Below are 13,560 nucleotides of genomic sequence, written 5' to 3'. Positions count from 1 at the left end.
GTCCGCAATGCCAAGCTTCGTTCCAACCCGGACGCCGGTTTGTCGAGCCGAGGCAAAGGATCGTGGCATGGCCGTCGATATGGACCGCCTGCACCAGATGGTGGGCAAGATGCTGGGCGACCTGGGAGGCGCATACAGCGTTCCGACGGCGCGGATCGGCTTTCGGCTTGGCCTATTCGATGCTCTCCATGCGGCGGGTCCGGCGACTGCAGCGGAGCTGGCGGAGCGGGCCGACGGACTGGCCGAGCGCTATGTCCGCGAATGGGCGCTTGCGCAGGCCGCCAACGGATATGTCGACTATGATCCGGCGACCGAACGCTTTTCGCTGAACCCAGAACAAGCGATGATTTTCGCCATCCCGGACAGTCCGGTCTATCTGTGCGGCGCATTCGACCTGGCAGCGGCGATGATCGAAGGTGAGGCGAAGGTGGAGGAGGGGTTTCGCAGCGGGGCCGGGGTCGCATGGGGCCAATCGGCAAGTTGCCTGTTTTGCGCCGTCGGGGCGTTCTTTCGACCAGGATATGTCAACAATCTGGTTCAGCAATGGCTGCCCGCTCTGGACGGGGCGGACGCGCGGCTAAAGGCCGGAGCACGGGTGGCGGACGTCGGCTGCGGCGTTGGTTTCTCCACCTTGCTGATGGCCGAAGCATATCCCCAAAGCCGGTTCGTCGGGTTTGATTTTCACGAACCTTCGATCGCACAGGCCAATTCGCATGCGCAGGCCCACGGACTGATCGATCGCGTGCGGTTCGAGGCCGTCGCTGCCAAGGAGATTGCCGAGCGCGATTTCGACCTGGTGACGGTGTTCGATTGCCTGCACGACATGGGCGATCCGCAGGGGTGCGCCAAGCATGTGGGACAGATGCTCAATGACGATGGACTGTGGATGATCGTCGAGCCGATCGCAGGTGCCGGGCCGGCGGAAAACATCGCCAGCCCTGTCGGCCGCCTATATTACAATGCTTCGACAATGATCTGCGTGCCGACGTCGCTGGCACAGGAAGTCGGGGCGGCGCTGGGCGCGCAGGCGGGTGAGGCTGCGATCACCGCGATCCTGCGGGAAGCTGGCTTCTCCCGGGTTCGACGCGCTACCGAAGGTCCGTTCAACATGGTGCTGGAAGCACGCCACTAAACGGGCGGATCAGCCCTTCCCCTGACGCCGCGCCATGAAGGCGAGGCGTTCGAACAGCATCACGTCCTGCTCGTTCTTGAGCAGCGCGCCGTGGAGCGGCGGGATCGCCTTGGTCGGATCGCGGTTCTGGAGCACGTCGAGCGGCATATCTTCGTGCATCAGCAGCTTGAGCCAGTCGAGCAACTCGCTGGTCGAGGGCTTCTTCTTCAAGCCGGGGACTTCGCGCAAGTCGTAGAAGATGTCCATCGCCTTGCTCACCAGGATCTTCTGGATGCCGGGAAAATGGACATCGACGATCGCCTGCATCGTGTCGCGATCGGGGAACTTGATATAGTGGAAGAAGCAGCGGCGCAGGAACGCGTCGGGCAGCTCCTTTTCGTTGTTGGACGTGATGACGACGATCGGGCGATCGGCGGCCTTCACCGTTTCCCTGGTCTCGTAGACATGGAATTCCATGCGATCGAGTTCCTGGAGCAGATCGTTGGGAAATTCGATATCTCCCTTGTCGATCTCGTCGATCAGCAGCACGGGGAGGGCAGGCGAAGTGAACGCTTCCCACAATTTGCCGCGGCGGATGTAGTTGGCGATATCGTGGACGCGCTCGTCGCCGAGCTGGCCGTCGCGCAGGCGGGCAACCGCGTCATATTCGTACAGGCCCTGCTGCGCCTTGGTCGTCGATTTGACGTTCCATTCGATCAGCGGTGCGTCGACGGCACGGGCGATCTCGTACGCGAGCACGGTCTTGCCGGTTCCTGGTTCGCCCTTGACCAGCAATGGCCGCCTGAGCGTGACGGCGGCGTTGACCGCCACCTTGAGGTCGTCGGTTGCAATATAGTTGCTGGTGCCTTCGAAGCGCATCTTGCTCTCGCCGCCGGAGAAACCCCCGCGCTAGCCGGGGTGGGCGAGGAAGCGCAAGCGCCTAGACCGACCCGCCATGCTTGCGCGCCAGTGCACGCGCCTCGATCAGGTCCCACAGCCCGCGATGCTGTGCGGCGAGCTGCTGGACCCCGAACATCGTCGCGCGTTCGACGGCCGGCTGTCCCGCGATCGTGGCGATCACCAGTTCGGTGGCGAGGAGGTCGGGAAACGCCGCGGGATCGAGCGCTTCGCCAAAGCACTGCGCGGCGTGATCGAGAAAGGCCCCGATCGCCGCCCAGTCGATCGCGAGCGCGACCGAGGCACCGAGCGCACAACCGCTGCGATCCGAAAGCCCGAGCGTGTCGAGGGCATGGCGCTGCGCCGCGACCGCGGCTTCGGTCTCGGCCTGGCCCGGGGTGCTGGGCAATGGACCGGCAATCGCGAGCAACCGCGCGAGGCGGGTACGCTCGGCGGCGAACCCGCTATTCGCTTCGGCCAGCCAGCTGGCGATTGCCGGAGAATCGGCGTGTTCGAGCGCGCGATCAAGCACGCCGGGATGGCCGCCGTGCAGCAGGCAGATCATGTGGATCGCGTCGGCCAGGTCGCGGACCGGCGCATCGGGGCGCATCAGCGCGGCATATGCCCGGTGGGTCCGGCTGCCGTCAGCCGTCACCAGCGCGGTGACCAGCGACCACGGATTCGAATGCGACCCGATCGAGACGGCGTCGATGCCCATTATTGCCCCATTTGCCGGCACCGGATGATCCCGCGCGGCCCTTCCGCACGATCCTAGGGCGAAGTGCGTAAACACATGGTGTATCGGTCAGCAGCTTTGCGCTCGGACTACCGCAATTGCGGCTTCGATCGCCGCGCGCGGCCGCACCGGAGCGATCCCGATCGCAACCGGAAGATCGGCGGCGCGATTGCGGTGAAGCGTGGCATCGACGCTGCGCGTCACCCCGTCTCGCAGCACCTGGTCGAGCGCGTCGCCGATCGCCACCCGGGATCCGACCGCAAACAGGGAAACGAAGCGGGCGGTCTGGAGCATGTCAGCGGACAAGCCGGTAAGCTCGGCCAGCGCCGCATCGGCGGCATCGACATAGCCGCGCAGGTTGATCCGGCAGTTACCGATTTCGATCGCTGCCATCGCTGCCACCATCGGATGCTGCACCGTGACCACCGGATCCGCGTCGCGGACGGACGAATGTTCGACGCCGACCAGCAGTGCGCCCGGAGACGTCGGGGCGATCGTGACCGTCATATGGTGCGATCCCAGCGGAAGCTCTGCCGTCTCGATCGTGGCGAAACGGCAGGAACGGCGCACCAGCGCGTCGCAATAGGTGCCGATGCCATCGCTCATGATTTCCGACAGCGTCGAGCCCGCGGCGTCCGACTCGGCCTGGCCGAGCCATGCTTCCGCAGCCGGATTGATGCCGATGACGCGGACATCGGAATCGAGCCGGATAACCGGTTCGCGCATCATGTCGAGGAGCAACGCGTGCTCGATCGACATTGCCGCCGCCGTGTCGCGCGGCGCGCACAGCCGCTTCATGAGATCAACCGAAGTCAGCACGAGGCGCGCGCGGCCGCGATGCATCACATAGACAGGCTCGCGCGCTGCCTGTTCCTGCCACAGGCCGAATTGACGGACGAGCTCGGAAGCGCTGACGCTGTTGCGCTCGGTCGGGATGGGGGATTGCCTAGACACCGACGCAGCAAATGCCGAACCATTGCGAAGCGGAAGGGGGCCGGTCCGATCCGGACGCACTTCCACACATTCTGCGCAAAATCCCACCGATCCGGCGGGTTTATACCCAAGTTTTCGTCGGATATAGGCAAGCTATTACGCAAATTACGCGACAGCCAAAGCGTCCGCCGTTGCCGAATGATAACGCGCCGACGCTAAATTTGGGTCAGGCGTTCAGGCAATCCCGGCCCGGGACGCTCAGTGTATCGGCCGCATCAGCCCATCCCGGCACCGATCCCGAATGCGGCCGACGTCCGGCGGCAGGCCATCCCCCTGCCGCCGGGCATTTCGTCACTGGTCGAGAAACGACCGCATCTTGCGGCTGCGGCTGGGATGCTTGAGCTTCCTGAGCGCCTTGGCCTCGATCTGCCGGATGCGTTCGCGGGTCACGCTAAACTGCTGGCCGACTTCCTCGAGCGTGTGATCGGTATTCATGCCGATGCCGAAGCGCATCCGCAGCACGCGTTCCTCACGCGGGGTGAGCGACGCCAACACGCGTGTCACGGTCTCCTTTAGGTTCGCCTGGATCGCGGCATCGACGGGGATGATCGCGTTCTTGTCCTCGATGAAATCGCCGAGATGCGAATCCTCCTCGTCGCCGATCGGCGTCTCGAGGCTGATCGGCTCCTTGGCGATCTTCATCACCTTGCGGACCTTTTCGAGCGGCATCGAAAGCCGCTCGGCCATTTCCTCGGGCGTGGGCTCGCGCCCCTGCTCGTGGAGGAATTGGCGCGAGGTGCGCACCAGCTTGTTGATCGTCTCGATCATGTGCACCGGAATGCGGATCGTGCGCGCCTGGTCCGCGATCGAGCGGGTGATCGCCTGACGGATCCACCAAGTCGCATAGGTGCTGAACTTGTAGCCGCGGCGATATTCGAACTTGTCGACCGCCTTCATCAGGCCGATATTGCCTTCCTGGATCAAATCCAGGAATTGCAGGCCGCGGTTGGTGTATTTCTTGGCGATCGAGATGACGAGGCGCAGGTTCGCCTCGACCATTTCCTTCTTGGCGATGCGCGCCTCGCGCTCGCCCTTTTGCACCATGTTGACGATGCGGCGGAATTCGCCGAGCGCCATACCGGTCGATTGCGCGATCTCGGCGATTTCGGTGCGGATGCGATCGACCGCGTCGCCTTCGTTCTCGGCAAAGGCCTTCCACTTCTTGTCGATGCTCGCGACCGACGTCAGCCACTGCTCATCGAGCTCGTGATCGACATAGCTGTCGAGGAAGGCCTTGCGATTGACCTTGTGCCGCTCGGCAAGGCGCAGCATCTGCCCGCCTAGCGCGGTCAGACGGCGATTGAAGCTGTAGAGCTGATCGACCAGATACTCGATCTTGCCTTGATGGAACTGAACGCTCTCGACCTCGGCCGTCAGTTCCTCGCGCAGTTTGTGATATTTCTTTTCGTCCGCATTCGACAGTTCGCCGCCCGCCGCCATCGCGTCGAGGCGGTTCTGCTGAACCTTCGAGAATTTCTTGTAGAGCGACGTGATGCTGGCGAACTTCTCGAGCGCCTGCGGCTTGAGCGTTTCCTCCATCTGCGCGAGGCTGAGGGTATTGTCCTCCTCCTCGTCGTCCGAAGGCCGCGGCGTGCGGCGCTCGGTCATCGAGTCCTCGTCGTCGTCGGCGGATGCCTCTTCGGGCTCTTCCTCTTCCTTGAACGAGGGGCCGGCGTTCTTCTCGGAAATCTCGCCATCGCCGTCTTCGGCGTCGTCCGACAGGCTTTCGGGCGCGGGATCCTTCGACAGCATTGCATCAAGATCGATGATCTCGCGCAGCTGCATCGTCCCTTCGTTGAGTGCGGTCGACCAGCCGATGATCGCGTTGAAGGTGATCGGCGATTCGCACAGCCCGAAGATCATCGTATCGCGGCCGGCCTCGATCCGCTTGGCGATGGCGATTTCGCCCTCACGGCTGAGCAACTCGACCGCGCCCATTTCGCGAAGATACATGCGGACGGGATCGTCGGTACGATCCATCGTCTCCTTTTTCTTCGTTTCGAGCGCAGGCGCCGCGGCCTCGCCGCTGTCGGCGGCATCGACTTCCTCGGGCGCGTCCTCTTCCGGCTCGGCGTCCTCGCCCGCGTCCTCGTTCTCGACGACGTTGATACCCATGTCGTTGAGCGCGGACATCACGTCCTCGATCTGCTCCGAGGACATCTGATCCTGCGGCAGCATCTCATTGAGCTGATCGACGGTGATGTAGCCGCGCTTCTTGGCACGCGCGACGAGCTTTTTCATCGACCCTTCGTTGAGGTCGATCAGCGGTGCGTCGCCCACTTCGATCGTGTCGTCGCCGCCGCCACCGTTCGTCTTCGCCATCAATCGCCCTCAATCACGCAAAAGTTTTGCCGTCTTCGTCCGCAAGCACCAGATTTGCAAGCCGCGCATCGAGTGCCTGCCGCTCCTGCACCAGCGCCACCTGCCGCGCGAACGCTTCGTCGGTGAAACGCGCCTGCACCGCGGTCGTTGCGTCGGCCAGGGCGGCATCGACTTGCGGCCGCGTCACCATCACCATGATCGCCTCGTTAAGGTCCGCCGCGGCGAGCGCGGCGTCGGTCCCCGGCTGGGTGAACGAAAAGGGCAAGGTGTCGGCACGCAGGAGATCGGCTGCTATCTGGTCGAACCCGGACTTCGCCAATATGGTGAGCACCCCGGCACTATCAAGCGCCTGATCTTCCAGCGCGACATCGACCACCGCGCCGAACAGCCGCGCCAGCGCTCCGTCGCCGGCGCTGAGCGAGCCGAGCACCTCGACATGGCGGGCGATCTCTGCCGGGTGGCGGATCAATCCTGCGAGCACCGCGCGGGCAAGCGCGCGATCGATCCCACTGGTACCGACCCCCCGTGCGGCTGCCGAAGGAGGCGGATCGGGGAGTTTCCAGGTCCCGGTGCGGCGGTCGCGGACCTTGCCCGGCGAGCGCGGCTGGAACGGGGCACGGGGGGCTCTGGCGAACAGATCGTCGAAGCGGCGGCGAAATTCGGACTGGTATTCGGAGCGGACGGAAGGATCGGCGATGTTCTGGGCAAGATCAGCGAGCCGCCGCTTGAGCCCGGCGCGCTGCTCGGGAGTATCGAGCGATTCGGCGGCGACCTCGTGCGTCCACAGCCGATCAACTAGCGGCTCGGGCTGGCGCAGCAGTTTCTCGAACGCGCCGGAGCCGGAAGCGCGGACCAGATCGTCGGGGTCCTGGCCTTGGGGCAGCGTCACGAATGCCAGGCTGCGACCGGGCGCGAGCATCGGCATCGCGCGGTGCGCCGCCCGGACCGCAGCCTTCTGTCCCGCAGCATCGCCGTCGAAGCACAGCAGCGGCACGTCGCTCAGCCGCCATAGCCGATCGAGCTGCGCCTCGGTCATCGCGGTGCCGAGCGGTGCGACCGCCTCGCCGAACCCGGCCTGCGCCAGCGCGATCACGTCCATATAGCCCTCGACGGCGATCACCCGCCCGGCCTTGCGCGATGCCGCCGCCGCGCGATCGAGATTGTAGAGCTGGCGTCCCTTGTCGAATAACGGAGTTTCGGGCGAGTTGAGATATTTCGGCTCGCCGTCTCCGATAATGCGGCCGCCAAAGGCGATGACACGCCCGCGCGGATCGCGGATCGGGATCATCAGGCGGCCGCGGAAACGGTCATAGGGCTCCTTGCCCTCGACCTGGATCAGCAGGCCGGCCTCGACCAGCAGCGCATCGCCATAGTCCTTGAGCGCCGCGCGCAATTTCCCGCGCGAGTCCGGCGCGAAGCCGAGGCCGAAATCGCGTGCCGTGTCGCCGGCGATCCCGCGCCTTTCCAGCAACGCGCGGGCCTCTGCCCCGCCGATCCCGTACAATTGTTCGGTGAACCACGCGGCGGCGTCGGCGCAGACCTCGTGCAGCCCCCTGGCACGTTCCGCGCGCTCGGCCGAACGCGGGTCGGGGGCGGGCATATCCATCCCGGCGGCGGCGGCCAGTTCCTTGACCGCGTCGATGAACGGCAGGCCCTGATGCTCGGTCAGCCATTTGATCGCATCGCCATGCGCGCCGCAGCCGAAGCAATGGTAGAACCCCTTGTCGTCGTTGAGCGTGAACGACGGCGATTTCTCGTTGTGGAACGGGCAGCACGCCTTGAACTCGTGCCCGGCACGCTGGAGCTTGACCGATTTGCCGACCAGCGCGGAGAGCGTGGTCCGTGCGCGCAGTTCGTCGAGGAATTGGGGGGTGAGGGTCATGGGGTTGCTGGTTTCTCGACTTCGCTCGAAACGAACGGGGAGGGCGTATCCCTTCGATTGGCCTACCCCGCCAGCGCCGCCTTCACCGCGCTGCTTGCCTTGCTCATGTCGAGCGTGCTGCCGTGCCGCGCCTTCAGTTCGGCCATCACGCGGCCCATGTCCTTCATGCCGGTCGCGCCGAGGTCGGCCTTGATCGCCTCGATCGCCGCCGCGGTCTGCGCGTCGTCCATCTGTGCGGGGAGAAAGCGTTCGATCACCGCGACTTCGCCCGCTTCGGCTGCGGCGAGTTCGGGGCGGTTGCCTTTCTCGTACATCTCGATCGATTCGCGGCGCTGCTTGACCATCTTTTGCAGCACCTCGACCACCAGGGCGTCGTCGTCGGTGACGGCCGCCTGGGTTCGCCCCTCGATATCGCGGTTCTTGATCGCCGACTGGATCAGGCGGATCGTGCCGGTGGTGGCCTTGTCGCCGCCCTTCATCGCGGTGATCAGGGCAGCCTTGATATCGTCGCGAATCATGCGGAGCTCTCTCGTTCGAAATCGGAAACGGCAAGCGTAGCTGAGCGCGCGCCCGCCGTCACCCGGTTGACGGCGCGGGGAAGGGGGTCTAGCCGCCGACCCTTAGCGACATTGCTGACCCGCTTTCGGAGTGCCCGCCCTCATGGCCGACGCCAAACCCATGCCCATGCCCGAAGGTGCGACGGGGGTGCTGGTATTGGCATCGGGCGAAGTCGTTTGGGGCCGCGGCTTCGGCGCGGAAGGGGCGGCGGTCGGCGAGGTGTGCTTCAACACCGCGATGACCGGATATCAGGAAGTGATGACCGACCCCAGCTATGCCGGGCAGATCATCACCTTTACCTTTCCGCATATCGGCAATGTCGGGACCAATGCCGAGGATATTGAGGCCGACGACCCCCACGCGCTGGGCATCATCGTGCGTGAGGATGTGACCGAACCATCGAATTTCCGATCGGTCGAGCGGCTGGACGAGTGGATGACGGCGCACCGGCGGATCGGGCTGGCCGGGGTCGATACGCGGGCGCTGACGCGGCGGATCCGGGGGCAGGGCGCGCCCAATGCGGTGATCGCGCATTCGGCCAAGGGTGAACTCGACGTTGACGCGCTGCTGGCGATGGCGCGCGGCTGGCCGGGGCTGGAGGGGATGGACCTTGCCAAGTCGGTGTCGTGCGAAATGCACCATGGCTGGGAAGGCGGTCTGTGGACGCTTGGCGCAGGCTATGCGGTGTCGTCTGATGGTAAGACTACGGACTCTCAACATCCCCACGTCGTCGCGATCGACTACGGCTCCAAACGCAACATCTTCCGCAACCTAGTCGCGGCAGGCGCGCGCGTGTCGGTCCTCCCTGCCACCGCGACCTATGACGAGGTGATGGCGCTCGAGCCCGACGGCGTGTTCCTGTCGAACGGCCCCGGCGACCCCGCCGCAACCGGCGAATACGCCGTCCCCGTCATCCGCCGCCTGCTCGACGACAAACTGCCAATGTTCGGCATCTGCCTCGGCCACCAGCTGCTCGGGCTGGCGGTGGGGGCGAAGACCACCAAGATGCACCAGGGCCATCGCGGCGCGAACCATCCGGTCAAGCGGCTGGCCGACGGCGTGGTCGAGATCACCAGCATGAATCACGGCTTCGCGGTGGTGACGGAGACGCTACCCGAAACCGCGCGCGAGACCCATGTGTCGCTGTTCGACGGGAGCAATGCCGGGTTCGAGTTGACCGACCGACCAGCGTTCGGGGTGCAGTATCATCCAGAGGCAAGTCCGGGACCGCAGGATAGTTTTTATTTGTTCGAGCGGTTTGTGGGAATGTTGGGTTGAGCCACTCAGGGCTCAGGGCTTTCGCCGCCGGGGTTGCTACTAGTGCGGCATTCTTTCTTGCGGCTTGGGCCGTAAATGAAGCTCGTCGCCCATCGGAAATGATGGTGCTGGACTATCGATTGAACACCGGCTGGGACAGGTGGCCAGATACCGGCGTGACAAATCCTGCCCCCAAGGCAAGAAGCACCGGAGAATACGTGAGCCAGATAGCAGCGCGCTGCGAGATACCCGCTTGGACCTTAACTGATAACATGGACACTACGGACGTGGACGTAACAACTTGGATTCGATTCGACCCGGATCAGCTGTCTGCCAAGAGCTTTAATTGCCTAACGCAATTTGTCCGTCCGCCTTACGTTCGCCTCTACATTGAGAGTGCCGAATAATGCCCAAACGTACCGACATCTCCTCCATCCTCGTCATCGGCGCGGGGCCGATCGTCATCGGGCAGGCGTGCGAGTTCGATTATTCGGGGACGCAGGCGATCAAGGCGCTCAAGGAAGAGGGCTATCGCATCGTCCTGGTCAATTCGAACCCGGCGACGATCATGACCGATCCCGAGCTGGCCGACGCGACCTATGTCGAGCCGATCACGCCCGAGATCGTCGCCAAGATCATCGAGAAGGAGCGGCCGGACGCCGTCCTGCCGACGATGGGCGGGCAGACCGCGCTCAACACCGCGCTGGCGCTGTTCAACGACGGCACGCTGGCCAAATACGATGTCCAGATGATCGGCGCGGATGCCGAGGCAATCGACAAAGCCGAGGACCGCATCAAGTTCCGCGATGCGATGGACCGGATCGGGCTGGAATCCGCCCGCTCGGCGATTGCGCATACGGTCGAGGAGGCGCTGGCCGCGCTTGAGCATACCGGATTGCCCGCGATCATTCGCCCCAGCTTCACGATGGGCGGCACCGGCGGCGGTGTCGCGTACAACAAGGACGAGTTCGTCCGCATCGTCACCGGCGGCCTCGACGCTTCGCCAACCACCGAAGTGCTGATCGAGGAATCGCTGCTCGGGTGGAGGGAATATGAGATGGAAGTCGTGCGCGACCGCGCCGACAACGCCATCATCGTCTGTTCGATCGAGAATATCGACCCGATGGGGGTCCACACCGGCGATTCGATCACCGTCGCGCCGGCGCTGACGCTGACCGACAAGGAATATCAGATCATGCGCAATGCGAGCATCGCTTGCCTGCGCGAAATCGGCGTCGAAACAGGCGGTTCCAACGTCCAGTTCGCCGTCAATCCGAAGGATGGCCGGCTGCTGGTGATCGAGATGAATCCGCGCGTGTCCCGATCGTCGGCGCTGGCTTCGAAGGCGACCGGCTTTCCGATCGCCAAGGTCGCGGCAAAGCTGGCGGTGGGTTACACGCTCGACGAGATTACCAACGACATCACCGGCGCGACCCCCGCCGCGTTCGAACCGACGATCGATTACGTCGTGACCAAGATCCCGCGCTTTGCGTTCGAGAAGTTCAAGGGTGCCGAGCCCTTGCTGTCAACCGCGATGAAGTCGGTCGGCGAAGTGATGGCGATCGGGCGCAACATCCACGAGAGCATGCAGAAAGCCTTGCGCGGGCTCGAGACCGGGCTGTCCGGCTTCAATGACGTCGAGCATCTCGCGGGCGCGCCGCGCGCCGAGATCGAGGCCGCGCTGAGCCAGCCGACGCCTGACCGGCTGCTGGTGGCCGCACAGGCGATGCGCGAGGGCTTTTCGGTCGGCGAGATCCATGCGCTGACCAAATACGACCCGTGGTTCCTCGAGCGCATCGCCGAGATCGTCGCGGCCGAAGCGGTGGTGGCGCAGCAGGGGCTGCCGCGCGACGCCGCGGGCCTGCGCAAGCTCAAGGCGATGGGGTTCAGCGACAAACGCCTCGCCTATCTGGCGGTGCAGTCGGTCGGCCTGCGCGATCGCTTCTCCGCCCGCGGCGGGCTGATCCACGAAGCGGTCAAGGCGATGTCGGGCGGGGTCAACGAGGCCGAAGTGCGCGAACTCCGCCACAAGCTGGGCGTGCGGCCGGTGTTCAAGCGCATCGATACCTGCGCGGGGGAATTCGACGCCAAGACGCCGTATATGTATTCGACCTACGAAGCGCCAAGCTTCGGCGAGCCGGAGGACGAAAGCGCGCCGACCGATCGCAGGAAAATCGTCATCCTGGGCGGCGGGCCGAACCGGATCGGGCAGGGGATCGAGTTCGATTATTGCTGCTGCCACGCCTGCTTCGCGCTGGGTGATGCCGGCTATGAGACGATCATGGTCAACTGCAATCCGGAGACGGTGAGCACCGATTACGACACGTCGGACCGGCTGTATTTCGAGCCGCTCACCGCCGAGGACGTACTCGCGATCCTCGATGTCGAGCGGTCCAACGGCGAGCTGGTTGGGGTGATCGTCCAGTTCGGCGGGCAGACCCCGCTCAACCTGGCGCAGGCGCTGGAGGATGCGGGCATCCCGATCCTGGGCACCTCGCCCGACGCGATCGACCTGGCCGAAGATCGCGAGCGGTTCGCGGCGATGGTCGCCAAGCTGGGCCTCAAACAGCCTGCCAACGGTATCGCGCGCAGCCGGGACGAGGCGGTCGCAGTGGCGGAGCGGATCGGCTATCCCGTGCTGATGCGGCCAAGCTATGTGCTGGGCGGGCGCGCGATGGAGATCGTCGATGGGCCGCAGCAGCTCGACGACTATATCGCGACCGCGGTGCAGGTGTCGGGCAGCTCGCCGGTGCTGATCGACCAGTATCTGCGCGATGCGATCGAAGTCGATGTCGATGCGATTGCCGACGGTACCGATGTGGTAGTGGCAGGTGTGCTTCAGCATATCGAGGAGGCCGGCGTCCATTCGGGCGACAGTGCCTGTTCGATCCCGCCTTACAGCCTGCCCGGCGATGTCATCGCCGAAATCGAGCGCCAGACCGAGGCACTGGCGCGCGCGCTGTCGGTCAAGGGGCTGATGAACATCCAGTTCGCGGTCAAGGATGGCGACGTCTATCTGATCGAGGTGAATCCGCGCGCCAGCCGGACGGTGCCGTTCGTCGCCAAGGCGATCGGCGTCCCGGTCGCCAAGATCGCGGCGCGGGTGATGGCGGGCGAAAAGCTGGCCGACCTGGGCGCAATCGATCGCCACATCGACCATATCGCGGTCAAGGAAGCGGTGTTCCCGTTCGCCCGTTTCCCCGGGGTCGATCCTGTCCTTTCGCCCGAGATGAAATCGACCGGCGAAGTCATGGGAATCGACAGCGATTTCGCGATCGCGTTTGCCAAGGCACAGCTGGGGGCGGGGACGATGCTGCCGGCTTCGGGCACTGTGTTCGTCAGCGTCAAGGACAGCGACAAACCGGTGATCCTGCCAGGGGTCAAGCTGTTGGCCGATCTGGGCTTCACAATCGTCGCGACCGGGGGCACCGCCGATTTCCTGGCGGGGCAGGGCATCGCCATCGAGCGCGTCAACAAGGTCGCGCAGGGGCGGCCGCACATCGTCGACCGGATTCTCGACGGTGACATCGCGCTGATCTTCAACACCACCGAAGGCTGGCAGTCGCTCAAGGATTCGTCGAGCATCCGGCGCTCGGCACTTGCCCTGCGCATCCCCTATTTCACCACTGCCCCGGCCAGTGTCGCGGCGGCGCGGGCGATTGCGGCGCTGTCCGGCCAGTCCCTTGAAGTACGCTCGCTCCAGTCCTATTATTTGCGCTCGCACAAATAAGTACCCCCAAATCGGTGTCGATGTGCGGGCGGTCCCCACGGGCTGCGCGAAAAGGGGTTATTGGACAAGGGACT

Annotated in this window: 9 protein-coding genes; 3 read left to right on the top strand and 6 right to left on the bottom strand. The window is 64.6% G+C overall.

Annotated elements, in window-relative coordinates:
* The first annotated feature begins 67 nt into the window (after positions 1-67).
* A complete protein-coding gene (locus FHY50_RS04740) occupies positions 68-1,132 on the top strand; it encodes a class I SAM-dependent methyltransferase (RefSeq protein WP_140047364.1) in 1,065 nt (354 codons plus the stop codon).
* A gap of 9 nt (positions 1,133-1,141) precedes the next feature.
* Here the strand turns inward: FHY50_RS04740 and FHY50_RS04735 are convergent, their stop codons facing one another.
* The 6 genes from FHY50_RS04735 to FHY50_RS04710 all read right to left on the bottom strand — a co-directional run bounded on the left by FHY50_RS04735 (position 1,142) and on the right by FHY50_RS04710 (position 8,459).
* Complete coding sequence (locus tag FHY50_RS04735) at positions 1,142-1,990, bottom strand: AAA family ATPase (protein ID WP_140047362.1); 849 nt, start codon at positions 1,988-1,990, stop codon at positions 1,142-1,144.
* A gap of 61 nt (positions 1,991-2,051) precedes the next feature.
* Positions 2,052-2,726: a DUF6975 family protein gene (locus FHY50_RS04730; protein WP_140047360.1), complete on the bottom strand. Its 675-nt coding sequence runs from the start codon at positions 2,724-2,726 to the stop codon at positions 2,052-2,054.
* 87 nt (positions 2,727-2,813) lie between these two features.
* Positions 2,814-3,698: a nitrogen regulation protein NR(II) gene (locus FHY50_RS04725; RefSeq protein WP_140047358.1), complete on the bottom strand. Its 885-nt coding sequence runs from the start codon at positions 3,696-3,698 to the stop codon at positions 2,814-2,816.
* A gap of 330 nt (positions 3,699-4,028) precedes the next feature.
* Positions 4,029-6,059: an RNA polymerase sigma factor RpoD gene (rpoD, locus tag FHY50_RS04720; RefSeq protein WP_140047356.1), complete on the bottom strand. Its 2,031-nt coding sequence runs from the start codon at positions 6,057-6,059 to the stop codon at positions 4,029-4,031.
* Positions 6,060-6,072: 13 nt separating this feature from the next.
* The gene (dnaG, locus tag FHY50_RS04715) at positions 6,073-7,941 is read right to left on the bottom strand and encodes a DNA primase (protein ID WP_140047354.1); all 1,869 of its coding nucleotides are present in this window, start codon (positions 7,939-7,941) and stop codon (positions 6,073-6,075) included.
* Between the two features lie 62 nt (positions 7,942-8,003).
* Positions 8,004-8,459, bottom strand: coding sequence for a GatB/YqeY domain-containing protein (locus tag FHY50_RS04710; protein WP_140047352.1), 456 nt, complete (start codon positions 8,457-8,459; stop codon positions 8,004-8,006).
* 142 nt (positions 8,460-8,601) lie between these two features.
* Here FHY50_RS04710 and carA point away from each other — a divergent pair, with 142 nt between their 5' ends.
* Complete coding sequence (carA, locus tag FHY50_RS04705) at positions 8,602-9,777, top strand: glutamine-hydrolyzing carbamoyl-phosphate synthase small subunit (protein WP_140047350.1); 1,176 nt, start codon at positions 8,602-8,604, stop codon at positions 9,775-9,777.
* Between the two features lie 385 nt (positions 9,778-10,162).
* Positions 10,163-13,486, top strand: coding sequence for a carbamoyl-phosphate synthase large subunit (gene carB / locus FHY50_RS04700; protein ID WP_140047348.1), 3,324 nt, complete (start codon positions 10,163-10,165; stop codon positions 13,484-13,486).
* The last annotated feature ends 74 nt before the right edge of the window (positions 13,487-13,560 follow it).

The sequence above is a fragment of the Sphingomonas japonica genome, assembly GCF_006346325.1.
GTDB classification, from domain to species: Bacteria; Pseudomonadota; Alphaproteobacteria; order Sphingomonadales; family Sphingomonadaceae; genus Sphingomonas; species Sphingomonas japonica.
Note: the sequence above shows the minus strand (reverse complement) of the source record. Positions and strands in the feature narration are given on the sequence as shown.

What these genes read in the sequence shown, in the direction of transcription:
- FHY50_RS04740 (WP_140047364.1), top strand. Translation starts at nt 68, where the DNA reads ATGGCCGTCGATATGGACCGCCTGCACCAGATGGTGGGCAAGATGCTG.
- FHY50_RS04735 (WP_140047362.1), bottom strand. Translation starts at nt 1,990, where the DNA reads ATGCGCTTCGAAGGCACCAGCAACTATATTGCAACCGACGACCTCAAG.
- FHY50_RS04730 (WP_140047360.1), bottom strand. Translation starts at nt 2,726, where the DNA reads ATGGGCATCGACGCCGTCTCGATCGGGTCGCATTCGAATCCGTGGTCG.
- rpoD (WP_140047356.1), bottom strand. Translation starts at nt 6,059, where the DNA reads ATGGCGAAGACGAACGGTGGCGGCGGCGACGACACGATCGAAGTGGGC.
- dnaG (WP_140047354.1), bottom strand. Translation starts at nt 7,941, where the DNA reads ATGACCCTCACCCCCCAATTCCTCGACGAACTGCGCGCACGGACCACG.
- FHY50_RS04710 (WP_140047352.1), bottom strand. Translation starts at nt 8,459, where the DNA reads ATGATTCGCGACGATATCAAGGCTGCCCTGATCACCGCGATGAAGGGC.
- carA (WP_140047350.1), top strand. Translation starts at nt 8,602, where the DNA reads ATGGCCGACGCCAAACCCATGCCCATGCCCGAAGGTGCGACGGGGGTG.
- carB (WP_140047348.1), top strand. Translation starts at nt 10,163, where the DNA reads ATGCCCAAACGTACCGACATCTCCTCCATCCTCGTCATCGGCGCGGGG.